The sequence below is a fragment of the Paenibacillus pini JCM 16418 genome, assembly GCF_000576305.1.
GTDB lineage: Bacteria > Bacillota > Bacilli > Paenibacillales > Paenibacillaceae > Paenibacillus_AQ > Paenibacillus_AQ pini.
The window spans coordinates 149,674-172,310 of record NZ_BAVZ01000005.1 but is presented as its reverse complement, the minus strand read 5'-3'; the positions used below and the strand labels follow the sequence as shown (position 1 = coordinate 172,310).

Here is a 22,637-nt window from a genome sequence, read left to right as displayed (position 1 = left end):
GATCTACTTCAATCTATCCGGCAACGGCTTATTCCGGAAGACGTTTATTATGATCAGCTGTGATTGGTTCAGCATCGGGAGTCTGAGTCTTCTCCGGAGCAGCAACATACGTTTGACTTTGAGAAGCCAGCGGTTGAGGTGTTGGTGTTTCTTGCTTACGCGGAGCTGGATCATCTTCACCGATAATATCGCGAGCACCATCTTTAAACTCACGGAATGTACGTCCTACAGCGCGTCCCAATTCAGGTAGCTTGTTCGGTCCGAACAACAGTAGCGCCAAAATAACCAGTAGAATGATTCCTGGTACACCGATTCCACTTAGCATATTTATTCTCCTCTCGATACTTCCTTGTCTGCATTCGTTCAAACTTATACAAGAAAGCAGTTCCTTAGTTCATTTAAAAGAGTGGCAACGACATCATAACAAGAAATAGACAAAGTTCTGCCACAAATTCATCATACCATAACTGATATCACATACCTATCTGATAAGTGTGACAATTTTGAAAATAGTAGGGTAAATATTTCCTACTGTTTATATTGACCCGTTACCATGAGCAGCGCTTCAGGTAGTTGATCCATAATGGCTGCCAAATGTTCGTGAACACCCTTCGGAGTCCCCGGCAGATTAACGATTAACGTACGTCCTCGGATTCCGCAAATACCTCTGAATAGCATTGCTGCGCTGTTCTTAGGCATAACGGCTGCCCGCATGGCTTCAGCCATCCCCGGTACTTCCCGCTCGATCACTCGCCTTGTCGCTTCAGGCGTCACATCGCGGATCGCAAGCTCTGTCCCGCCCGTCGTTAGCACCAAATTCGCTTGAAAATAATCCGTTAGTTCGATGAGTGATGCAATGATTTCATCTAGCTCGTCTGGAACGATGCGGTACTCTACAATTTCTCCGCCCAATTCCTCCTCTACCAACTCCCGGATGACCTGGGCGCTCGTATCTTCCCGTTCACCTCTGGCTCCTTTGTCGCTTGCCGTCAAGATCGCAGTTTTCCACAGCATATGATCATCCCTCCTCCTCTAATCTGTGAACGTATCGCCCTACGATTTCGTTCCTATGTAATCGAATCTTATTTAAGATTCTAGTTGGTAATCCCCGCTCTTGCCACCGGTCTTAGAATTGAGTAAGGTCGGACCAATGACCATATCCTTCTGCAGTGCCTTACACATATCATACACGGTAAGTGCAGCAGCCGAGACCGCAGTCAGTGCCTCCATCTCAACACCTGTTTTACCTGTGGTCTTCACAGTTCCTTCTATATAAAGTTCATTATCATCGTTATCTGTAAAATGAATATTAATACCGGACAGTGGAAGTGGATGACACATTGGAATCCAGTCCGATGTCTTCTTAGCTGCCATAATACCGGCTACCTGAGCTACAGCAAGCACATCACCCTTACCGATTTTTCCAGCCTTAATTCTTGATAATGTATCGGGGTTCATCGTCACCTTCGTGCTCGCAACCGCTGTTCGAACGGTGACCTCTTTATCGGATACATCTACCATCTTTGCTCTACCCTGTTCGTTAAAATGTGTCAGATCCATCTTCTTCCTCCTTATTGCCACTTCGCAATCCATTCTCCGTTATCAGGCTATGAAGACGTACATCCAGCTCTGCCATTGGAATCTCGGGCAAAACCTGTAGATCGAACCCTATCCCAATCCATACAGACTTCTTAGAACCTAGTTTCTCCAGTCGCATGAGCTCTTCATGTAACCTGTCGTAATAGCCGCTCCCATATCCAAGACGACCTCCAAGGAGATCGAATGCTAGACCGGGAACGATTACAGCTTCCGGGACGAAGTCTGGATCAGCTACTTGGCAACGAAGCGGATCCGGTTCCGCTATGCCATATGCACCATGTATCAATTCATCCCATTCGCGTAGCTGAACCATATTCATTGTGCACGTCTCGCGGATACACCTTGGAACGTACACATCGATTCCCTGCCGCCAAGCCCACTCAATCAGTGGACGCGTGTCCAGCTCACTACGAAAAGGCACATACACTAATAGGCTCTCGATCGACCGAGACTGTAGCCAGTCTGCGGCATGATCACATGCCTCTTTCGACCAGGTAAATCGTTCTTCAGCGGAAGCTGTATTTCTCGCAGAAGCCATCACTTTACGCAACTCGGCTTTCTTTTGTTGTAATGAATCTGTAGGGTTCATGTCAAGCAGCCTTCCTCAATCATCCTGAATATGTTGATTTGCTCTTAGTTTACCACTGTTGCGTCCTTTTCGCCAAGGATGACCCGAAGTCCTGCCCCATTAGTCGCGCAATCGTTTTTTTTCATGTAAACTAATGAGCATAACATGATAGATGGAGGTCGCACGGAACATGCTTCTTCAAGCTGCTGGTATTCAAAAATTATATGGAATTATTCCCGTCCTAGAAGGAATTAATCTGCAAGTTTTGGAAAAGGAGCGCGTAGGACTCGTTGGCGTTAACGGTGCTGGTAAGTCTACGTTACTTAAAATTCTTGCGGGTGAAATGTCCTATGACAGCGGACAAATTTATAAAGCAAAAGAAACAACGATTGGTTATTTAGCGCAAAATAGCGGACTGCATTCCGATCGTACGATTTGGGAAGAAATGCTGAACGTATTTACTCCTTTAATAGAAGCAGAACAAGAATTACGTACGATGGAGCAGCAAATTGCTGATCCTGCATTCATGGATAACCCCAAGAAATATCAAGATTTGCTTGATCGTTACGCAGTCCGTCAGGACATGTTTAAGGATCAAGGCGGCTATGAAATGGAGACGCGAATCCGCAGTGTATTACACGGCATGGGCTTTGGCGATTTCCCGCCGGACACATCTGTTAATACACTAAGTGGAGGTCAGAAAACCCGGTTAGCACTCGCTCGTATTCTTCTACTGGCTCCTGACCTACTTATGCTCGATGAGCCTACCAACCATTTGGACATTCAAACGCTGACTTGGCTAGAAGACTATCTGCGTGCTTATTCAGGTGCCCTACTTGTTGTTTCCCATGACCGGTATTTCCTTGACCGACTGGTGACCACCATTGTGGAGATTGAACGTCATCAGGCGAAGCGCTATACAGGTAACTATAGTCGTTACACGGAGCTTAAAGCTGCCGAATATGAGTCGCAGATGAAGCAATATGAGAAGCAACAGGATGAGATCTCCAGAATGGAAACGTTTGTCCAGCAAAATATCGTTCGAGCTTCCACAACCAAACGTGCGCAAAGCCGCCGCAAGGCTTTGGATCGCATGGATCGATTGGATAAACCCTTAGGTGATCTGAAGAGAGCTCACTTTTCTTTTGAAGTCGAATATATGTCAGGCAAAGAAGTCGTACAAGTCAAGGATCTCGCGGTTTCTTTCGAGCCTCCACAGTTCCTTTTCCGTCATGTTTCTTTTGATATGCGGCGCGGTGAGACTGTAGCCCTAATCGGCCCTAACGGTATTGGTAAGTCCACACTGCTTAAATGTATGACTGGAACTAACCGTCCCGCGGAAGGTACGATTCAGTGGGGTACCAAGGTTAAACTTGCCTACTACGATCAGGAACAAACCAACCTTAATTCGAATAATACCGTGCTGGAAGAACTATGGAGCGAATATCCTCATATGGAGGAAGCTAGAATTCGTACGGTTCTGGGTAACTTCCTATTTAGCGGTGAGGATGTACTTAAGAAAATTGCTGCGCTCAGCGGTGGAGAAAAAGCCCGTGTCTCGCTAGCCAAGCTGATGCTTCTAGAAGCAAACATGCTCATTCTGGATGAGCCTACGAACCATCTCGACCTTTATAGTAGAGAAGTGTTGGAATCTGCACTGATTGATTATGAAGGAACGTTACTGTTTATTTCGCATGACCGTTATTTTTTGAATAAAATGGCTGAACGTGTGATCGAACTACATCCTGAGGGAGCGGATCTGTTCCTAGGAAATTATGACGATTATACGGCTAAAAAGCAGGAACTTGCCGAATTGAAGCTGGAGGCGATGGAGCAAAGTAGTAGCTCTAAATCTTCGAAAACAGATACATCCGCTGATGCGTCTGATAAACCAGGCGTTGCTTCTTTTGAAGCTGATAAACAAGCCAAACGTGAAGAACGTACCCGTCAGCGTAAGCTTACCTCGCTGGAGGAACAAATTCAGACGCTTGAGAATGAAATAGCAGCATTAGAAGCTGAAATGGCACGACCGGAAGTGTTTCAAGATTATATGGCCCTTCAGGAGCATCAGAAACAACAGGAGCAGAAGAAATCAACGCTTGATGAGGTCTATGAGGAATGGGAAACACTAGCAGCAGAATAATAGTGCGATAGGTAAACAATGCGATAACAATTGTCGTTAGAAACAATTTTGTCAAATGTCCCAAAAATATTTTTTATTTTCACAAATACACTTATACACAACCTTATCCCCATAAAAAGTGCATAACTCTGGTTTTACCATGGCCCTTGGGGCCTTTTTTTAGGATAAAATGAACCTTTTTTAAGAATATCCACTTTTATCCACCAAGTTATCCACATTGTCCACATTTTACACAGATTTAACATGAAAATAATATCCACGCTTTCAAGTAGTTCTAAAGTCCGCTTCTGACTTGAAGTTCAGCGTTTTGCACACAAATTTGCTGGAAGATGTGGATAACGTTGTCCACATCTTGACAAGCATAGGCTAACCTAATTATTACACCTTTTTATGTCGAATGAATCCACAAATAAAAGCATTAGTCGGGATCGTAATCTCGACTAATGCTTTTTTCCTACACCTCTACAGCTTCAATATCATTTGCAGATAGGACAGCACTGTTGCATGCAGCCACATAGGCTAGCCCTGCGGCCATGACAATATCCTGATGACTTGCTGTTCCGCGGTATACCTTGCCCTTACGTTCAACTGTGATCGCCGCTTCTGCATGGGCATCCTCACCGCCACTCAGTGAATGTAGTTCTAGATCCCCAAATATAATCTCAGCATCTATGCCTTGGCTAATGGCCGCGATGACTGCTTCCAGAGGCCCCTTCCCTGTGCAGGAATGTGAGGTTTCTTGCTGACTATGCAGATGACGAAGCGATACGGCTGCAACTCTGTTCTGCCCACTACCTGCAATAACCTGAACTTCACCTAGTTCATACATTTGGGTTGGTTTACCTAGCGTATGACTTACCAGTTGCAGCAACTGATCATCACTGACGACCTTTTGTTTATCGGCAGTTTCTTTGAAATCATCATACAGTTTGTTCAGCTCCGCACCTTCCATTGCAATCCCGTAGCGTGCCAGACGATCTTTCAATGCATGTCGTCCAGAATGCTTACCTAGAACGATCATGTTACGAGGAATGCCCATTTTCTCAGGATTCATAATTTCGTAGGTACTCCGATCCTTCAGTAGTCCATCCTGATGAATACCTGATTCATGCTGGAATGCATTTCTTCCCACAATCGGCTTATTATACGCCATTGGGAAATGCATCGCATTGCTGATCAGACGAGATGTTTCATACAGTTGATTGATTGCTATTCCTGTAGAGAAATCTAGAACATCACTTCGAGTTTCAATCGCCATAACTAGTTCTTCCAGCGCACAGTTACCTGTACGCTCGCCAATACCATTGATGGTAACCTCGACTTGTGAAGCACCATTTTGGATAGCAGCCAAGCTGTTAGCTACGGCCAAACCCAGATCATTATGACAGTGCGCGCTGTATTGCACGCTCTTTCCACCACGTGCACCCTCACGAACTCTGCGGAACATTTCCCCATATTCCTGGGGCAGAGCGTAGCCTACAGTATCCGGCAGGTTGATGATTGTTGCTCCTTCTTCAATGGCGACTTCAACCATTTCAATCAGATCATCCATATTCGTACGTGCCGCATCCATAGCTGTAAACTCAACAATGTCTGAGAACTGTTTTGCATAAGCTGTCATTTCACGAGCTAGAGCGACAGCTTCCTTACGACTGATTCGCATCTGATGCTTCAGATGAATGTCGGAAGAAGAGATGAATAGATGAATACGACGACGCGCAGCATCTTGAGTCGCTTTAACCGCGGCATCAATATCACCACGAACTGCTCTAGCAAATCCGCAGATTTCCAGCTGCTGAAGCTCTCTAGAGATCGCTTGAACCGCAGCAAACTCACCAGGACTTGAGACCGGGAAACCCGGCTCCATAACATCGACTCCAAGCTCAGCCAGCTTAATCGCCAGCGCCAGCTTCTGTTCGGGCTGTATACTTGCACCTGGTGCCTGCTCTCCATCACGCAGTGTTGTATCAAAAATTTGAATTCTAGATTTGTTAGTCATCCTATTTCCTCCTCAGAAATGTTATTTATATTTATGGCTTCTTGCCTCTTCAAATGTCTACTTCACAGCCACATGTCGACTTGTGACCGCCTTTTCCCACCCACTGCTGCCGGCAGCGAAAACATCATATAACCATCCCAATTTAATGTTGATTTTCGTCTCTCACCCATGTTGATGGAACACTTTGCATAACCATATGCTCCTAAGAGCATACAGAAAAAGCCTGCCATCTCTTATTCAAAGAGACGACAGGCCTTCACCTTCCGCGGTACCACTCTTGTTGGTGCCCTAGCGGCTATTAACCTAGGCACCCCACTCATCTTTTACAAACCCATTCGGATCGAATACAGTTAGCAAAAGCTATAACGGGGGTTAGCCGTTGACACTCTACTCATGAATGATCTATGACTTACGATCTCCCACGTTCCAGCGTCCCGCTTCCGGGCGAGTTTCCAAGGTTACTGTCACTGCGTCGCACCAACCGCAGCTCTCTGTGGACATTGCCCCTGTACTTGCTCCCGTTCATCACGTTTTCACCTATATATCAAACATTTCTGCTTCAAAAGCGCACAAAAAAGCCTGCCATCTCTGTAATGCAAGAGACGACAGGCTGTTAACCTTCGCGGTACCACTCTTGTTGCTTTCCCATTCCTAGAACTACTGGAATATAAGAAAACCCCTCAATAGCTGCTCACCTCTTCACTGAATCTTCAGTGTTTGGCAAAGCTGCATGCCTTCTCACGGAGCTAACCGTAGCCATGTACTTTCCCGGTGTGCACTACCGGTCCGGCGGACAAAATCATGCGCCGTGTTCCACTGCTCCGCTTCCAGACGAGTTTCAGGTTCCTTCGACTGCGTTGCACCAACCCGCAGCTCTCTATCATCCCGGAATATCCTTACTACTTCTGTTCATCGCGTTTGCTGTCATATCAAATCAGTAATTTTTAATGATTATAACGGTATAATCCAAAAGATGTCAATAGGGTAGATACCTAAATAATCCCCTTTATCTATACGGCTAATTCACTGACCATTCTTCCAGCGATAATTGGGGTGAAGCTTTCATATCTAAATCATTGAACTGCTGATGCTTCCATTTCAAATAAGCTGCTGCACCTATCATAGCCCCATTATCGGTGCAATATTCAAACGGCGGAATGAGAAGCTCGATTCCTTCTTGCTCGCAGACACGAGTGAGTTCCGCTCGTATTCCACGATTCGCCGCTACACCACCGCATAATAGGAGCTGCTTCACTTCATATGCTTTAACAGCACGAATTGCTTTAGTGACAAGCACTTCTACCACAGATTCCTGGAATCCACGTGCGATGGCACCTTCCATCGGCGGTTCACCACGCATTTTGCGCTGATTCACTACATTGAGCACAGCAGACTTCAATCCACTGAAACTGAAATCGTAAGAATTCGGCTCAAGCCATGAACGTGGCAAATCAATTGATTCTTCCGACGCCATAGCAAGGCGATCCACATAAGGACCACCTGGATAAGGAAAACCTATCGCACGAGCGACCTTGTCATAAGCCTCGCCTACGGCATCATCCCTTGTACGACCGATGACTTCGAAATGCCCTTCGCGCGGAATATGGACAAGCTCTGTATGTCCACCTGAAACGACAAGCGCCATGCATGGATATTTAATATCCGCTACAAGTGCATTGGCATATATATGCCCAGCAATATGATGTGTACCAATAAGCGGTTTCGAGAGTGCAAGTGCAAGGCTTGTTGCTGCGACAACGCCTACGAGCAACGCACCTACAAGTCCCGGTCCTTGCGTTACCGCAATGGCCGATAGATCTTGCATGCTAATTCCTGAGGCTGTCACAGCTTCTTCGAGCATTAAAGTAATCGTTTCGACATGCTTGCGCGAGGCGACCTCCGGAACGACGCCTCCAAACGCCTTATGTGACTCAATCTGACTAGCTACTACATTACTGAGTACCTCTTTACCATCCTTAATAACCGCAACGGCTGTTTCATCACAGCTTGTCTCTACCGAAAGTATATAGCAGGGTTGATATTGTTCCTGTTCAAGTTGTTCATTCATTCGTAAGTTACGCTTCCTTCCTCGCTATCATCATGCGGAGCTGCAGGTAGCTCTGCCCACATAATCATGGCATCCTCTTGGTTATCCGAATAATAACCCTTACGGAGACCGGCAGGCTCGAATCCTTTTTTCTGATATAAATGCTGCGCCACGTAATTAGACACTCGGACTTCAAGCGTCATTCGTATCATACCCATCCGCGATGCCATATCCATTAATTCTGTTAATAGTCGCTCTCCCCATTTACGGCCTCGATAGGCTTCGAGTACGGCAACATTCGTCACATGAGCCTCGTCAATAATAGTCCACATTCCAGCATAACCAATGGTATGACCCTCCCACTCCATAATCATATAACGAGCAAAATGATTATGAATAAGCTCATTATGGAATGCTTCCTCCGTCCAAGGGAGGGTAAAAGCTTCATGCTCAATCACCATAACGTTCGGAATATCCTCTACCTTCATCACTCGGAAAGTTAAGCCCGAATTCTCTTGTGTTCTCTCCTCTTCCATGACTATTTAAAGACTCCCTTCACGGCTTATGGAGAAGCTTCTCGGCCTCTGCAAGCTGCGTATAGTTAGGCACTAATGTATGCAAATCATCATAATTTCCTTGCATCAACGTATCTGCTCCAAGTCGTCCAACAGGCGCTCCCTCCATATCACAAGGGATGATATGAATTTTACCATCCATGAGTAAACGTGGCTGTTCAAGCAGTTCAATATGCTGATTAGGTTCACCAACAAACCATATTTCATCAGGTTGTTCTTCCTGGGGTGTCTGCTCAAGCAATAGCTCCAGTTCTTCCAGCCACTGCTGCATAAGACGGATGCCGTCATCCTTCATACGAAGAGGCTGCTTTTGCCCTTGTGTGGTAAAAAGAGCGGTATATGCCTGACCGCGTCTAGCATCTATCATCGGAACGATCCAGCGTAATTTTTCATCCACCGAAGTTAGCTTTGCGAGACCCGTTTCTAGCCCGCTCCACGCAAGTGCATGTATACTGGAAATACCAGAAATAGGAATATTGGAGGCCCAGGCAAGCGTCTTCGCCCCAGTCACAGCAATACGAGTGCCGGTATAAGAACCCGGTCCAACGCCAACGGCAATGCCATCCAGTTCTGACATGGCTATGCCTGCTTCTTGCAATACTTTTTTCGTTAAAGGTAACAAATGCACCGAATGATTACGCTCACCCGAAGCCTTCAGGGCGTGGAGCACTCGGTCATTCTCCATAACCGCCAAAGCCAGGCAGGCTGTGGATGTATCCAGCACCAAGAACCGCCGAAGCGGCTGCGAGTTTTCATGATTCATTGTGTAAGACTCCATTCTCGTTGAGGCTGCTGCACCATTTTATATAAGGATCTCCAAAACCCTCAACTGTAATTTTCCGTTCGTCTGGTCCTGTCGTTTCAATGAAAATATGCAGATGTGGCTTAGGCAGCATCTCTGTAATAATTTGCGCCCACTCTACCAGACTCACGCCATCTCCATAGAAATATTCATCCAGTCCAAGATCCTCTGCTTCTTCAAGCGATATACGGTACACATCCATATGATAAAAGGGCAGTCGTCCTTCATACTCTTTAATAATTGTAAATGTAGGGCTGTTCACAATGCCACGTACCCCTAATTGCTTCGCAAAGGCTTGTGAAAATGCGGTTTTCCCCGCCCCCAGATCACCGTCTAGCCCAATGACCGTACCCGGCACTGCTGCATTTGCAAGCCATGCGGCTAAAAGTGCGGTGTCCTCAGGTCCGCATGAGCGATATATAAACGGTTTCCCGTCATGATTTGCTTCCAATGTTGACCCACCTTCGGCTTCATTTCACTACTTAACTCGTCCTTCATTATATCGGTCAATGCTTGCCCCCGCAAGGAGCGGCAGCGATGTGCAATTTCCCCTAATGTAAAATGATCCCTTCTAATTTCTATGAATTTCAATCTATAACTATAGTTTAGACTTATAAGGCTCAATAATATGAATGAATTGATCTATATCATGTAGCGATCTGTAACGCTTTCGGCATAAATAGTAGATAACCCTCTACATATGTACAATCAGTATTCATATTACAAAAAAATCAGACTATGCTCCGCAACGATATCGACGCCTGCGGAGTATAGTCTGATTTGTACATTTTTTTCTTTAACACAAGCCTAATTTACAGCGGCAGCTTGAACTTCGGGCAATGCAGTAACTGATGTATTATTTTCCCTAGCAATAAGCTCAGCAGCCCATTCATGAATGGAGAGGTCAAGTCGGAGTTTTAACTCATCACTCAATTGGTACCCACCCTCTTCAGTGCGAGTAATCCATTGATCAACTGCAAATACACCTGCTGCAATATGAGTTCCACCTAACGCTGCTATCACAGGCTTCAAAGCATAATCAACCGCTAACAGATGTGATATCGTACCTGCTATAAAGAGTGGAAAGATGATTTTACGCTTCAACCCCTTCTCAGGAATGAGATCAAGCATCGTCTTGAGCACACCTGAATAGGCGGCTTTGTAAACAGGGCTGGCTATGATTACACCGTCAGCTTGATTAATCACGGCCAGCGCTTGCTGTATCGCGGGACTTGCAAAGTTTGCCCGAAGTAAATCCTCTGCAGGAAGATCCGCAGCGGATACAATGCTAATTTGAAACCCGTGGCGCTTCAGCTTCTCCTGCACATACTCCGTTAAACCATACAATCGCGACTGATGCGTCGGACTACCAATAATAATTGCGATTTGTGTCACGCTTGTTTCCTCCTCTTATTATCATTTGTTTAGTTGTTTCCTACATTAGCAGTATCTTTGGCATAGCGATTAACCGGAACATTCAATCCTAAGTTGCCTCGTAATGTATCACTCTCATATTCAGTACGGAATATACCGCGTTCTTGAAGAATGGGCACCACATGATCGATGAAATCCTCAAGACCATTTGGCACAGCAGCGGCAAGCATAAATCCATCCGCCGCCCCAGCCTCAAACCACTCTTGCACGCGGTTAGCAATTTGTACTGGAGTTCCAATAAAGCTGCTGCGAGGTGTGGCTGCCTGTACTGCAACCTGTCTGAGCGTAAGTCCTTTTTCTTTCGCATCACGTTTGATCTTATCTGTACCGCTCTGGAAGCTATTCCGTCCAAGATCGCCCACATCCGGGAATGGCTCATCTAGTGGATACTGAGAGAAATCATGATGCTCGAAGAATCTCCCCAAGTAATTCAACGCGTTCTGGGTCGTCACTAACTCAGCAACCTCCTGATATTTGCGCTCTGCTTCTTCTTCCGTGTTCCCAATAATCGGCCCAATGCCTGGGAAAATCAGTATTTCATCCGGATCACGTCCAAATGACACCGCGCGTGACTTTACATCCTGGTAGAACTGCACCGCATCCTCGAGCGTCTCATGACCGGTGAATACAGCATCCGCTTCTTTTGAAGCGTAATTCTTACCCACATCCGATGCCCCTGCCTGAAAAATAACAGGTCCACCTTGCTTCGATCTTGCGATATTAAGCGGCCCCTTCACAGAGAAGAACTCGCCTCATGATCTAAAGTATGTACCTTTTCGGGATCGAAAAAGACACCTGTTTCCTTATTACGGACGAAAGCATCGTCTTCCCAAGAATCCCAAAGACCACGTGTAACCTCCAAATATTCAGTCGCAATACGGTAGCGTTTATCATGCTCGGGATGTTCCTTTTTACCATAGTTTAAGGCAGAGCCTTCTAGAGGAGAGGTCACCACATTCCATCCAGCCCGTCCGCCGCTGATTACATCTAGTGAACCAAACTGGCGCGCAACCGTAAACGGCTCACTATATGAAGTTGAGAGTGTACCTACAAGTCCAATATGTGTACTAACTGCCGCTAATGCGCTAAGAATCGAGATGGGTTCGAAGCGATTTAAGAAATGAGGAATCGACTTTTCATTAATATATAATCCGTCGGCAATGAAGATCAGGTCCAGCTTTCCTGCTTCTGCTGTTTGCACCCATCGACGATAAAGGTCGAAATTCACACTTGCATCAGGCTGTGCTTCGGGATGTCTCCACATCGAAGTGCTTCCACCTACCCCATGAAGCAACGCTCCCAGCTTCAATTGTCTTTTTTTCGGATTAGCCATTGTATCTGCCCCATTTCATCCTTGGATTTGTACTTCACTCGAAATCGCAGCTAGTTTGGTTCGTTCGATCTGACCCAAATGGCCCTCTACATGCTTAACGAAACCGCGTACGATATCAGCCACACTCACGGTTTCACCTCTTGAGTTAACTCCTGATTTGTTCCAATCCGAAACAGACAAACGCCGGAATAATAGGCTGTTATATTGAAGCAGGGATCTAAACACCTCTAAAATATCATTCACATTACCGTCATTTGAATGCTGACCAATCACCCATGCATCCTGTTCAAATGCGGGAAGCTGTACACTGGTATTCGCTAGAATATCGCGAATCCGAAACGAAATTACAAAACTATGATCCACTAGGTGAGATACCACTTCCTGTACACTCCAAGACTGCGGGGCCGCCTTCCAGCGCAACTGATCTTCGGATAAGCCATCAATGATCTGCTCTAATTGACCATGTGTGTTCACGTAATCCTGTATATGAAGTTCACTCATCGCTAATCCTCCTAAGTTAAGGTTGAAGCCGAATGTGCCAGCTTATGAAAGCGTGAAATCTCGCTATACTTTATCCTGCAATCCTTCCCATGGAACCCGCTCCAACGATGATCGCATCATAGCTTTCGTCGTTAGTTATATCGAATTACCTCCTGCCTCCTCAAGCCTTTCTAGTGCTTGCTTCGCTAGAGCTGAGAAGAAAGCTACACTTACCGGAAGCGCTTGTTCGTCCAGATCAAAGGCAGGATGATGCCACTCCCGACTTCCCGCGGTGCCCATAAAGACAAATAGACCTGGTATCACGCGCTGGTAAAAGGCAAAATCCTCGCCAGCGGGTGAGGGGACTGGCTCTAAAGACTGAAAACCCAATTCATCAGCCGTTTGCTTAGCTACACTGGCCCATGCTTCATCATTCACGACAGGTGGCGGTCCCTCAATCCAACGAAGCGAGACCTGCGCTCCAAAGGCCACGCCAACCCCTTCGACGACCTGTTGAAATCGTTCCAGCACCCGCAAGCGAACATGCTCATCAAATGTACGAATTGTTCCTTCAAGTACAGCCTTACCCGGGATGATATTCCATGTGGTTCCACTATGGATTTGTGTTACACTAACGACGGCACTTTGCAGTGGACTGACATTTCGGCTTACGATCGATTGAAGAGCGGTAACGATATGAGCTGCCGTCACGATTGGATCTAGACCTGCATCCGGCACGGCTGCATGCGACTCCAGCCCTTCCACTTCGATGATAAAACCATCGGCTGCAGCCATTAGCGGCCCTCCTGTTATACCAATTGTACCTACAGGCAAATCTGGTTTGTTATGCATACCGAATATGGCCTGAACCCCATTCAATGCTCCAGCCTTGATGAGCTGCTGCGCTCCCTGTGCTTTTTCCTCTGCTGGCTGGAATAATAAACGTACAGTTCCACGTAGCTCATGCTCCTGCTCTTTCAGCAATATCGCTGTTCCGAGTAATGCCGCTGTGTGGAAGTCATGACCACAGGCATGCATTTTACCGGGAACAAGTGAAGCATACGAAAGCCCCGTCTCCTCTTGAATCGGTAATGCATCAATATCAGCTCGCAGCGCAATGATTGGCCCTTGCTTCTGGCTCCAATCTCTGCGACTACTCCAGTCTTGAGCGAATAATCCACGATTCGAATCCCTGCTGTTTCAAGCTGAGCCTTCACCCATTTCGTTGTCTCGAACTCTTGATTCGACAGCTCTGGATGCTGATGTAAATGCCTTCGAAACTGAATTAATTGTTCTGTAAGCGCCGTAGCGTTCTGAGCCGTTTCACTCTTCATTGTCAGTCCTCCATATCTGATTGGTTTAGTGGTTTGTCATTGGGATGAACAGGGCCACCTTATGCCGTAACTTCTGCCAAAGCCTCACTTAGCAGTTCAAATGAACGGATTCGCTTATTAAACGACTGTATATTGCTGGTTACAATGAATTCATCCACTCCTGAGGCCTCTTGCAGGGCGATCAACTTCCTTCTTACCGTTTCCTTTGTTCCTTTGGTGATCTCAAGCTCTTTCTCTTCGATTGTATAGCTCTCATTTGTCTGTTTAGCGAATTCCTCCGCCTGCTCAAGCGTCCCGAGGGTGAGTGTTTTTCCACCTCCGAGGTGAACTTTGACCAGTCTTTGCGGACCTACCAATTCAACTGCCTCCTCCTCCGTCTCCGCTACAATGACGGCTAGGCCAAGGATGGCCTGAGGGTATGTACCGTGTGAAGAGTTAAATCCACTGCGATATACTCGAATCGCTTCGAGCGCAACCTCTTCATCACCATTAATAAATAACGAGAACACATAAGGCAGTCCGAGTTCAGCCGCAATTTCAGCACTTCCAACACTAGCACCCAGCACATATAATTCCGGAGGTGCCTGTGGGATCGGTCCCGCTTTAAGACCTATAAGGGGATGATCCTTTTCTAGCCGATTATGCACGTATTTCTCAAGCTCAATGATTTTCTCCGTTAATGTGGTAGGCTCTGTCACTCCTCTTTGTAACGCCTGCGTACTGCGGGGTAAGCCACCGGGCGCACGTCCGATGCCTAAATCTACACGTCCAGGGGCCAGCGAAGACAGAACATTGAAGTTCTCCGCGACTTTATAAGGGCTATAATGCTGCAGCATTACACCGCCTGAACCGATCCGGATTGTATGCGTGCGAGCAAGTAGGTAAGAAATAAGCACCTCGGGCGATGATCCGGCAACATGCTCAGAGTCATGATGCTCAGATACCCAGAAACGACGAAAACCTAGTTCTTCCGCTTTTTGAGCTAATTGGACCGTATGTGCTAGCGCCTGCGCAGATGTTTCCCCAGGATAAATCGGGCTTTGATCGAGAACGCTTATTGTAATGGCCATAAAGAAGCACCTCCTAAATGTTATAGTTCAGTTCTGGCGTAATTCGTTTCAAGAACTGCTTCGTGCGTTCCTCTTTAGGATGATTGAATAGCTCCACTGGGGTTCCTTCTTCCACGATGACTCCGCCATCCATAAATACAATATGATTTGCGACATCCCGAGCAAAGCTCATTTCGTGAGTTACGACAATCATCGTAATGCCTTCCTTCGCAATCTTGCGAATGACGGACAGCACCTCACCGACTAGCTCTGGATCAAGCGCTGATGTAGGTTCATCAAAGAGAATAACTTCCGGTTCCATAGCGAGTGCACGAGCAATACCCACGCGCTGCTGTTGACCACCAGATAGCTGACTCGGATAAGCTTCAAGTTTATTGCCAAGTCCGACTTTTTCCAGTAATGCAACGCTTCGTACTATCGCTTCTTCTTTAGATAGCTTCTTTACGATGAGTAAACCTTCCATCACATTTTCAATAGCCGTTTTATGTTTGAACAGATTGTATTGCTGAAATACCATGGCTGATTTCTGGCGTAGCAAATGAATTTGCTTTTTGCTGGCATACTTACAATTCAGATGGTAATCTCCGATGATCATTTCACCATCACTTGGCTTTTCTAAATAATTCACACAGCGCAGCAGTGTCGTTTTACCAGATCCACTAGGACCGAGAATGACAACTACATCACCCTTTTCAACCGTTAAATCAATATCCTTTAGCACCTGCTGACGACCGAATGATTTCGAGATGTTATTTAACTTGATCATGCTACACCACCTCGATGGTATACATGGATTCGTTTCTCGATAACAGCAGTTAAACGTTCAATCAGGAACGTCAGTCCCCAGAAAATTGCCGCTGCCGCTAAATAAGCCTCAAAAAACTTCCAATTCGTCGAGGCAACAATTTGCGCTTTCGCATTGATATCCACCACGGAGACCGTAAAAGCAAGCGTTGATCCATGCAGCATCCCAATAACCGAGTTCGAGAGATTAGGTAGACTTGCGGCAAGCGCTTGTGGAAATACGATGCGGCGCAATCCCTGCGTCGTTGTCATACCGATGGAGTATGCTGCCTCAAGCTGTCCACGATTAACGGCAAGCAGTCCTGATCGGATGACCTCAGCCATATAAGCTCCAGATGTAATAGAGAACGAAATATAAGCAAAACCAATCATCGGGATGGAGCTTGATCGGAATGACCAGCCCATCTTTACCGCCAGTGCATCGACAATTAAAGGGAGCCCAAAGTAAATCAGAAGCAGATGAGTAAGCATAGGAGTTCCCCGAATAAAAGTGACATAGGCAACAGCTATGGGGTGCAGAACAGGTACCTTATATATCCGAATCAAAGCTACAACGATACCAATCACAAACCCTACTACAACCGAAACCACTGTAATGAGTAGCGTGATCGGAATTGCCGACAGTAATTGCCAAAAGGCGGTCCATATAAATGAAGGATCCAGCTTCATAGGTCAACCCCTCCTTTGCCCGTGCTCATTTCCGTAACAATCCGTCGATATGAGATATTTTTACGTAATGTCAATCTTGTTGAACGTACTGATGTATCTTGCTGCTCATGCTGCAACAGACCATTCTCTAACCACTTTAGAAACTTTTCCAATGCGAAGCTTACAACCAAGTAAATGAGAGCAAGCGCAATATAGGATTCTATAAAATGCTGAGTAAGCGTCCCTAGCGTCTGCGATTTCCCTGTCATCTCCATGACGCCGAGGGTGAATGCTAAAGAGGTATCTTTCAGCAGCGCAATGACTAGGTTCGAGAACACGGGAATGGCAATGGCCAGTGCCTGTGGCATGATGATTCGGACAAAGGCCTGATATCCAGTCATCCCCACCGCATAAGCTGCTTCCACCTGTCCCCGATCTACAGCCATAACGGAGGCGCGGATAAGCTCAGACATGAAGGCTCCTGTATGCAGACCGTACGTTAGTATGACAAAAGCCAACACAGGTGTTTTGGAGACATCTAGATGGGCAAGCTTCAATAGTTCTGGTAATCCATAATAGAATAGGAACAACTGAATCAGGACGGGTGTCCCCCTAAAGAAGGAGATATACACCTTCGAAATGGTCTGTACTATGGGTATTTGATACAAGCGAGGAAGGGCGATGAGGAACCCGACGATCATTCCAATTAGTAGTGAACCTGCAACGATGAATAATGTAATTTGCAAAGTGGACAACAGCTTAGGAATAAACGTAAGTATGTAGGTGAAATCAAACGGCTCTCCCACGAGAAACCCCTCCCTTCTTATAAAATTCAGAGAATACGCATGCATTTCGTCACTTCGAATCCGCTGTAAAATCTTCCCCAAGCCACTCTTTACTTAATTTTCCGATCGTACCATCTGCTTTGAGCTCTATAATCGCTACATCAATAGCATCCGATAACTTTTGAGCTTCTGAATCATTCTTACGGAACACGAACAAAATATCCGCCGACGAGAGTTCAGCACCCGTTGTTTTCAGTTTGCCTTGTGTATCGATTAAAGGTAGGGAGAAATCCGCAGCTAGGGTTGCATCCACGCGTCCGGAAGTAATTTGAGCTACAGTATCATTGGCGGCACCGCTCTTATAGACAATTTGAATCGCATTGTTATGGGTCTTATTGTAGTTCTGTAATATTTGCGCTTCTGCGCTTGTGGCACCTGTCAGCACTTTCTTACCTTTCAGGTCATCCAACGTCTGGATATCATCCTTATTATCCTTGGCTACGACAATTTTGTTCTTCCAATGTGCATATGGCACCTTATTGAACAGATATTTTTCTTCCCGCTCTGGATTCTTCTCCATTTCATGCGCAACAAAGTCAATCTTCTTGGTCTCCAGACTCAGCAGGAGATTAGCAAATTCCATCGTTTGGAGCTCAAACTCATAGCCCGGCAAACGTTTATCAATTTCTCTGACCAACTCAACATCGAAACCAGTCAGCTTGTTATTCTCATCAATAAAGCATACCCTTGGAAAAGCAGTACCTGTGCCGACGATGATTTTCTTAACCTGACCCGTGTTATCTTTAGTACTGACGTCATTTACAGTGGGAGTCGTATCTTTCGTCCCCTCTTTACTTCCTGTCGTCTGAGCGTTATCCTTACTGGACCCGCAACCTGCGGCTACCATGACTGCTGTCAAGATCATGACTAAAGCTAGTGATTTCTTCAACATGTTCTCCATCCCCCTCAGTGCTCCATTAGTACTTTATTATCCCTATAGATTTAGTAAGGATTATATGTGACTAACTCTACAGGGTATTGCATACAGCGTCTAATAGAGTTTTTCTATTTATCTATATAAATACTCGATGTTTGAGGGGAAGCTCTCCGCGCTCTAAGAGGGCTTTAATAAATGGACTATGTTCACTATTCAGTGCAATCAAATTGGTCTGAAGGGCTATACCAGCGGTTTCTTCAATGTCTACCGGAAATAATCTTCCTTCTTGTACTTCCTGTCTCACGCTGAGACCGGGAAGAAAACAAATACCGGCCTTTCCGAGTACAAGCTTCTTTGCGGTTTCGGAGTTATCCACTTGGTACACAATATCAGGAGACTGCTCCAGATTCTCAAATACACGGTGGATACGTAACCAGTCCAAAGAACCGCATTCGAAGAACACTAGCTTTTCATTGCGAAGTTCATGAATTGAAGCACGACCTTTACTAGCAAGCGGATGGCCCTCGTGCACATACAGCCGAATTGGATCTTCATAGAATGGATAGGACTGAAATGCTGGATTTAAAAGTTTTTTGACAAAGGCAAGGTCGATATCTTTAGAAGTTAGTTTACTAATAAGCTCCTCCGATGTTGCCGTTATCACTTTAAAGTGGATGTTTGGAAAACGTTCATCGAGGAACATTAACAAGTGAGGTAATACGTAGTTTGAGATCGATACTGTACTTCCGATCCGGAGTACGTTAGGCATAGCGCTTTTCGAGTGAATCTGATGTTTGCCTTTCTGGTACGTGTGGAGGATTTGCTGCGCATACGGAAGAAATTGCTTACCTTTGTCCGTTAAATGGATTTGTTTGCCCTGACGGTCAAATAATCGGCAATCCAGCTCACGCTCTAATGATTGAATGCGCGCTGTCACGGTGGGCTGCGAGAGAAACAACGTATCTGCTGCTTTGTTGAAACTTCCGTAATGATTGATATACACAAAAGCCTCAATGTTCTCAATATTCATCCATGCACCTCCTATTAAGTTTACTATTCCAATGTAAATACATTGTTTAATGTTATTTACCAGATTAAAGGAAAAACTTCATTTTGGATAGAGTTTTTTGAATGATCGATTAAAATATTTATTTACCAATGCGATTAGTCGGTTTAGTTGGTATACTAGGCTACATCTTAGAGCCTAAATCAAGAAGGAGTGAATGGATATGGATTATTCTCAAGAGGTTATTGTCCGCGAAGCTTATGAACATGAACAAGAGGCGATTGCAAACGTAATTCTGGATGCATATGGGCAATATGCTACCATTCTCCCTGAGCAACGCTGGATTGATTATCAGGACTCCATACGTAAATCCGTATATGGAGATGGGCCTGAGGCAAGAATCGTCGCTGTAATCCAAGATAAAATTGTGGGAAGCGCTCAGTTATTCCGCTCATCGGAAACCGCCTACGGACATTCAGGTATTCAAAGTCCCGTCATCAGGTTACTGGCCGTTGCATCGGATGTACGAGGCAAAGGGATTGCTACCTTGCTCATTCAGGATGCTGCAAGACGTTCACTCACGCTTGGCGCGACGACACTTAACCTGCATACCTCTGATATGATGGCTTCTGCCGTAAAGCTATATGAACGGCTTGGTTTTGAAAGAGCCTTTGATACAGACGTCCATAACGGAGATGTACTAGTCAAAGGATATTGCCTCAATCTTTTGGAAACACCACTATTATCTGGTGTTGTCTAGCTAACTTCTGTTGTCTAGACCATCTTACGCACATAAAATGCTTCACGCTCAATAATCATCCTGAGCGTGAAGCCATTCTATTTTATCATCAACCATTTATGTCTTTGTTCGCTTAATCCACATCGATCCTATATTCCGATACCTTGTCCTGATCAAATTCAATGACTAGCCGTTCGCTGTCTACCCTAAACCCGCTCTTCCCATCCCATAAACATATGTACTTTGAGGTTCTTGAGAGGTAGCCAGAGTATCCGGTGCTCCTAGCAATGCCAGGACTTCCTCATGAGATCGTCCCTTTAGTTCATGCTGTTCCAGCAGACTCGCTACCATATAACTCCGCTGCTCATGGTTACTGACCCAACGATCATAGTCAAAGTGAGATTTCCATTCATTGTAACCTAGCTTAACCCAACTAATGGAACATATGAATATGCCAATGATAATAGAAGAGATCAAGAAAGCCTTAGACATGCTAGCTAAATTCTTGTAAAAGTTCAACATGAGCAGTATCCAAAACACCAATGGAATCAACGTGACCACCATGGTGCCAAAGGAAATCCGTAAATGAAGAATATCGATCATAATATAGCCCGCGACATACATCCCGATGTAAATAAACATACATAATGCATGAGCAAACGCATAAGGTAACCTCTTCTTCATCGTTTCCATCTCACAAGCTCCTCTCGCTTGCTTATCTATGGCCTATAGTTTCTCAGACACAACAGTAAATGTTTTGGGAATTCCCTGATCGAAAACTTCGGATGAAAGATTAGGTAGCTCTTCTAGAACCTTAATACACAACCCTTCTGTAGCCACGGCAGTAACAATTTCGCCTAATGTCCAGTTACGCAAGTATACGTGGTACGACTCTGGATCACCTTGTTCTCCATCTGAAAACTTATGGAAAGCCACTTCTTTCTCGACCAATGCTGTATCGAAATAATTGCCTGTCACTTTATGTTTTCTAATTTTCGCAGTAGATCCTTTTGAAGAAATAAGCTTGGTAGACACCGGATGAAAATCTTGAAGCACTAGCTGTCCACCTTTTCGCAGCAGCTTTGAGACAGTCTCAAATAGCGGCTGTAAATCTTTAAAATAATGAAGGATCCCATTTTCCATAAATACGATGTCATACGACTGGGATAGTTCCGCTTCCGGTAACTGTAGCACATCTGCAACAATATAACGAATATTTACGCCCGCTGCTTCCGCTAGCTCCATGGCATACTTCTCATTTTCTGCTGAGAAATCGGCTACCGTAACTTCCGCATCTAGTAAAGAAAGAGCAACGGCCTTCATGCCATTAGAGCCCATCAAATTCATGATTTTCTTGCCCTGCACCTGTTTATTTAAATGTCTGTAGATATGCTGAATAGGCTTTTCTGGATTCAGTTGTAATTTCGCGGCTGCCATTTGTGGGGTGCCAAAACGATTCAACCATGCTTCATATGCGCCCGTGTTCCATGCTTCCTGATTCTGTTTGCTTGCTTCCATGTTGCCTCCAAGGTTCGATAAAATATAGTTACACGTGTATCATGCAGAATATATTGATTCTTCATACAGAATTCATTTTAACTCACCCCACCCTCATCGCAAAGAGAATGTTTGTAAAAGCAAAAAGATGATGAACAAAAGCTTCACTTTTGCTCATCATCTAGTCTGTTCTTTATGGATCTTCAATTTTCAATAGAACACCATTCAATTAGTGCTCTTCTTGCAGACGCTCCACTTTAACGGTCTGTGTATTCGCCGGGCGCGATCCTACTTGCACCGTTGCCATGCCATTCACTTCATCCACATTCTCAATCCATACAGGTTCCCCTTCTAATTTCACAGAGATCGTACTTTTATCCTGATATATGTCCATTGCACGTTTAACATCCATGGATATCTCCCCTAATCTTCATCATATTCAAACTCTTGCTCCCATCCGAAATCATCATTGATTTCACGGGATTTAGGTTCAGGAATCATGGAATCTGTCGTACTCCCACCAATAAATCCATTATCCACCGTGATCTCTCCGCCACCTAATCCTTCATTGACCATTCGGTCTATATCCATCATGTATGATTCTTGATTAATCTCTTCATAGGGTGAGGTCACTTGTTCCCAATCCACATTTTGACCGTTAATCCATTCTGACTCCGCGATAATTTCTTCTACCTCTTCATATCGGGCAATGTTCGCTTGTTCCTCATCTGGTTCCCGTTTGTGTATGGACATGCTTATCATCCTCCCTAACGTGTAGTGTACTTCCATGAGTTATTTCAAGTATCGCCCTTCTATAGTATTGTTCATATCCATCAC

The 22,637-nt window shown here is 45.3% G+C and carries 23 protein-coding genes, 2 pseudogenes and 1 other annotated feature; of the genes and pseudogenes, 2 read left to right on the top strand and 23 right to left on the bottom strand.

What is annotated here, in order from left to right; all coding sequences use genetic code 11:
* Positions 1-28: 28 nt before the first annotated feature.
* The 4 genes from JCM16418_RS25775 to JCM16418_RS09855 all read right to left on the bottom strand — a co-directional run bounded on the left by JCM16418_RS25775 (position 29) and on the right by JCM16418_RS09855 (position 2,188).
* Positions 29-325 carry a twin-arginine translocase TatA/TatE family subunit gene (locus tag JCM16418_RS25775; protein ID WP_036648213.1) on the bottom strand — a complete coding sequence of 99 codons (297 nt, stop codon included), beginning with the start codon at positions 323-325 and terminating at the stop codon, positions 29-31.
* Positions 326-528: 203 nt separating this feature from the next.
* On the bottom strand, positions 529-1,014 hold the full coding sequence (locus JCM16418_RS09865) for a MogA/MoaB family molybdenum cofactor biosynthesis protein (protein ID WP_036648210.1): 486 nt from the start codon (positions 1,012-1,014) through the stop codon (positions 529-531).
* Positions 1,015-1,086: 72 nt separating this feature from the next.
* Positions 1,087-1,560, bottom strand: coding sequence for a cyclic pyranopterin monophosphate synthase MoaC (gene moaC, locus JCM16418_RS09860; RefSeq protein WP_036648208.1), 474 nt, complete (start codon positions 1,558-1,560; stop codon positions 1,087-1,089).
* Positions 1,541-2,188 carry a 5-formyltetrahydrofolate cyclo-ligase gene (locus JCM16418_RS09855; protein WP_036648206.1) on the bottom strand — a complete coding sequence of 216 codons (648 nt, stop codon included), beginning with the start codon at positions 2,186-2,188 and terminating at the stop codon, positions 1,541-1,543. Before JCM16418_RS09855 ends, moaC begins: the two co-directional genes overlap by 20 nt.
* A 169-nt stretch (positions 2,189-2,357) precedes the next feature.
* Between JCM16418_RS09855 and JCM16418_RS09850 the strand changes: the two genes are divergently transcribed.
* Positions 2,358-4,310, top strand: coding sequence for an ABC-F family ATP-binding cassette domain-containing protein (locus JCM16418_RS09850; protein ID WP_036648203.1), 1,953 nt, complete (start codon positions 2,358-2,360; stop codon positions 4,308-4,310).
* Between the two features lie 454 nt (positions 4,311-4,764).
* Here JCM16418_RS09850 and JCM16418_RS09845 read toward each other — a convergent pair whose 3' ends face one another.
* The 15 genes and pseudogenes from JCM16418_RS09845 to JCM16418_RS09775 all read right to left on the bottom strand — a co-directional run bounded on the left by JCM16418_RS09845 (position 4,765) and on the right by JCM16418_RS09775 (position 19,588).
* Entirely contained in the window at positions 4,765-6,309 is a 1,545-nt protein-coding gene (locus JCM16418_RS09845) for a 2-isopropylmalate synthase (protein WP_036648201.1), read from the bottom strand.
* A gap of 238 nt (positions 6,310-6,547) precedes the next feature.
* Positions 6,548-6,844, bottom strand: a binding site (T-box leader).
* Positions 6,845-7,327: 483 nt separating this feature from the next.
* Positions 7,328-8,377, bottom strand: a complete 1,050-nt coding sequence (tsaD, locus tag JCM16418_RS09840; RefSeq protein ID WP_036648198.1) for a tRNA (adenosine(37)-N6)-threonylcarbamoyltransferase complex transferase subunit TsaD — start codon at positions 8,375-8,377, stop codon at positions 7,328-7,330.
* Positions 8,374-8,892, bottom strand: coding sequence for a ribosomal protein S18-alanine N-acetyltransferase (gene rimI / locus JCM16418_RS09835; RefSeq protein ID WP_036648196.1), 519 nt, complete (start codon positions 8,890-8,892; stop codon positions 8,374-8,376). Before rimI ends, tsaD begins: the two co-directional genes overlap by 4 nt.
* 19 nt (positions 8,893-8,911) lie before the next feature.
* A complete protein-coding gene (gene tsaB, locus JCM16418_RS09830; RefSeq protein WP_036648194.1) occupies positions 8,912-9,694 on the bottom strand; it encodes a tRNA (adenosine(37)-N6)-threonylcarbamoyltransferase complex dimerization subunit type 1 TsaB in 783 nt (260 codons plus the stop codon).
* Positions 9,684-10,184, bottom strand: coding sequence for a tRNA (adenosine(37)-N6)-threonylcarbamoyltransferase complex ATPase subunit type 1 TsaE (tsaE, locus tag JCM16418_RS09825; RefSeq protein ID WP_052020179.1), 501 nt, complete (start codon positions 10,182-10,184; stop codon positions 9,684-9,686). The genes tsaB and tsaE overlap by 11 nt, the downstream gene beginning before the upstream one ends.
* A 356-nt stretch (positions 10,185-10,540) precedes the next feature.
* Positions 10,541-11,128: an NADPH-dependent FMN reductase gene (ssuE, locus tag JCM16418_RS09820; protein WP_052020178.1), complete on the bottom strand. Its 588-nt coding sequence runs from the start codon at positions 11,126-11,128 to the stop codon at positions 10,541-10,543.
* 29 nt (positions 11,129-11,157) lie between these two features.
* A pseudogene (locus tag JCM16418_RS09815) lies at positions 11,158-12,500 on the bottom strand (LLM class flavin-dependent oxidoreductase).
* Positions 12,501-12,515: 15 nt separating this feature from the next.
* Positions 12,516-13,001: a DinB family protein gene (locus JCM16418_RS09810; RefSeq protein ID WP_036648192.1), complete on the bottom strand. Its 486-nt coding sequence runs from the start codon at positions 12,999-13,001 to the stop codon at positions 12,516-12,518.
* Positions 13,002-13,136: 135 nt separating this feature from the next.
* Positions 13,137-14,314 (bottom strand): annotated as a pseudogene (locus tag JCM16418_RS09805) (M20 peptidase aminoacylase family protein).
* A 59-nt stretch (positions 14,315-14,373) separates the two neighbouring features.
* The gene (locus tag JCM16418_RS09800) at positions 14,374-15,384 is read right to left on the bottom strand and encodes an LLM class flavin-dependent oxidoreductase (RefSeq protein ID WP_036648190.1); all 1,011 of its coding nucleotides are present in this window, start codon (positions 15,382-15,384) and stop codon (positions 14,374-14,376) included.
* 13 nt (positions 15,385-15,397) lie between these two features.
* The gene (locus JCM16418_RS09795) at positions 15,398-16,150 is read right to left on the bottom strand and encodes an amino acid ABC transporter ATP-binding protein (protein ID WP_036648187.1); all 753 of its coding nucleotides are present in this window, start codon (positions 16,148-16,150) and stop codon (positions 15,398-15,400) included.
* The gene (locus JCM16418_RS09790) at positions 16,147-16,857 is read right to left on the bottom strand and encodes an amino acid ABC transporter permease (RefSeq protein ID WP_036648186.1); all 711 of its coding nucleotides are present in this window, start codon (positions 16,855-16,857) and stop codon (positions 16,147-16,149) included. Before JCM16418_RS09790 ends, JCM16418_RS09795 begins: the two co-directional genes overlap by 4 nt.
* Positions 16,854-17,642, bottom strand: coding sequence for an amino acid ABC transporter permease (locus tag JCM16418_RS09785; RefSeq protein ID WP_036648183.1), 789 nt, complete (start codon positions 17,640-17,642; stop codon positions 16,854-16,856). Before JCM16418_RS09785 ends, JCM16418_RS09790 begins: the two co-directional genes overlap by 4 nt.
* 49 nt (positions 17,643-17,691) lie before the next feature.
* Positions 17,692-18,570 (bottom strand): transporter substrate-binding domain-containing protein, encoded by an 879-nt coding sequence (locus tag JCM16418_RS09780; RefSeq protein WP_036648411.1) that lies wholly within the window; start codon positions 18,568-18,570, stop codon positions 17,692-17,694.
* A gap of 124 nt (positions 18,571-18,694) precedes the next feature.
* Positions 18,695-19,588 (bottom strand): LysR substrate-binding domain-containing protein, encoded by an 894-nt coding sequence (locus JCM16418_RS09775; protein WP_036648181.1) that lies wholly within the window; start codon positions 19,586-19,588, stop codon positions 18,695-18,697.
* Between the two features lie 199 nt (positions 19,589-19,787).
* Here JCM16418_RS09775 and JCM16418_RS09770 point away from each other — a divergent pair, with 199 nt between their 5' ends.
* The gene (locus JCM16418_RS09770) at positions 19,788-20,324 is read left to right on the top strand and encodes a GNAT family N-acetyltransferase (protein ID WP_036648179.1); all 537 of its coding nucleotides are present in this window, start codon (positions 19,788-19,790) and stop codon (positions 20,322-20,324) included.
* 180 nt (positions 20,325-20,504) lie between these two features.
* On the opposite strand, the gene JCM16418_RS24925 is transcribed toward JCM16418_RS09770, so the two are convergent.
* From JCM16418_RS24925 to JCM16418_RS09750, 4 genes are all read right to left on the bottom strand, one after another.
* Positions 20,505-20,996 (bottom strand): hypothetical protein, encoded by a 492-nt coding sequence (locus JCM16418_RS24925; RefSeq protein WP_036648177.1) that lies wholly within the window; start codon positions 20,994-20,996, stop codon positions 20,505-20,507.
* A 33-nt stretch (positions 20,997-21,029) separates the two neighbouring features.
* Entirely contained in the window at positions 21,030-21,821 is a 792-nt protein-coding gene (locus tag JCM16418_RS09760; protein ID WP_036648175.1) for a class I SAM-dependent methyltransferase, read from the bottom strand.
* A 208-nt stretch (positions 21,822-22,029) separates the two neighbouring features.
* Entirely contained in the window at positions 22,030-22,212 is a 183-nt protein-coding gene (locus JCM16418_RS09755) for an H-type small acid-soluble spore protein (RefSeq protein WP_036648173.1), read from the bottom strand.
* Positions 22,213-22,223: 11 nt separating this feature from the next.
* The gene (locus JCM16418_RS09750) at positions 22,224-22,553 is read right to left on the bottom strand and encodes a hypothetical protein (RefSeq protein ID WP_036648170.1); all 330 of its coding nucleotides are present in this window, start codon (positions 22,551-22,553) and stop codon (positions 22,224-22,226) included.
* Positions 22,554-22,637: the final 84 nt, after the last annotated feature.

Excerpts from the sequence above, each read along its gene's own strand:
- JCM16418_RS09760 (WP_036648175.1), bottom strand. The coding sequence starts at position 21,821 with ATGGAAGCAAGCAAACAGAATCAGGAAGCATGGAACACGGGCGCATAT.
- JCM16418_RS09755 (WP_036648173.1), bottom strand. The coding sequence starts at position 22,212 with ATGGATGTTAAACGTGCAATGGACATATATCAGGATAAAAGTACGATC.
- JCM16418_RS09865 (WP_036648210.1), bottom strand. The coding sequence starts at position 1,014 with ATGCTGTGGAAAACTGCGATCTTGACGGCAAGCGACAAAGGAGCCAGA.
- tsaD (WP_036648198.1), bottom strand. The coding sequence starts at position 8,377 with ATGAATGAACAACTTGAACAGGAACAATATCAACCCTGCTATATACTT.
- JCM16418_RS09845 (WP_036648201.1), bottom strand. The coding sequence starts at position 6,309 with ATGACTAACAAATCTAGAATTCAAATTTTTGATACAACACTGCGTGAT.
- JCM16418_RS09750 (WP_036648170.1), bottom strand. The coding sequence starts at position 22,553 with ATGTCCATACACAAACGGGAACCAGATGAGGAACAAGCGAACATTGCC.
- rimI (WP_036648196.1), bottom strand. The coding sequence starts at position 8,892 with ATGGAAGAGGAGAGAACACAAGAGAATTCGGGCTTAACTTTCCGAGTG.
- JCM16418_RS09800 (WP_036648190.1), bottom strand. The coding sequence starts at position 15,384 with ATGGCCATTACAATAAGCGTTCTCGATCAAAGCCCGATTTATCCTGGG.
- JCM16418_RS09775 (WP_036648181.1), bottom strand. The coding sequence starts at position 19,588 with ATGAATATTGAGAACATTGAGGCTTTTGTGTATATCAATCATTACGGA.
- JCM16418_RS09790 (WP_036648186.1), bottom strand. The coding sequence starts at position 16,857 with ATGAAGCTGGATCCTTCATTTATATGGACCGCCTTTTGGCAATTACTG.
- JCM16418_RS24925 (WP_036648177.1), bottom strand. The coding sequence starts at position 20,996 with ATGGAAACGATGAAGAAGAGGTTACCTTATGCGTTTGCTCATGCATTA.
- JCM16418_RS25775 (WP_036648213.1), bottom strand. The coding sequence starts at position 325 with ATGCTAAGTGGAATCGGTGTACCAGGAATCATTCTACTGGTTATTTTG.
- tsaB (WP_036648194.1), bottom strand. The coding sequence starts at position 9,694 with ATGAATCATGAAAACTCGCAGCCGCTTCGGCGGTTCTTGGTGCTGGAT.
- JCM16418_RS09810 (WP_036648192.1), bottom strand. The coding sequence starts at position 13,001 with ATGAGTGAACTTCATATACAGGATTACGTGAACACACATGGTCAATTA.
- JCM16418_RS09795 (WP_036648187.1), bottom strand. The coding sequence starts at position 16,150 with ATGATCAAGTTAAATAACATCTCGAAATCATTCGGTCGTCAGCAGGTG.
- JCM16418_RS09770 (WP_036648179.1), top strand. The coding sequence starts at position 19,788 with ATGGATTATTCTCAAGAGGTTATTGTCCGCGAAGCTTATGAACATGAA.
- JCM16418_RS09850 (WP_036648203.1), top strand. The coding sequence starts at position 2,358 with ATGCTTCTTCAAGCTGCTGGTATTCAAAAATTATATGGAATTATTCCC.
- JCM16418_RS09855 (WP_036648206.1), bottom strand. The coding sequence starts at position 2,188 with ATGAACCCTACAGATTCATTACAACAAAAGAAAGCCGAGTTGCGTAAA.
- moaC (WP_036648208.1), bottom strand. The coding sequence starts at position 1,560 with ATGGATCTGACACATTTTAACGAACAGGGTAGAGCAAAGATGGTAGAT.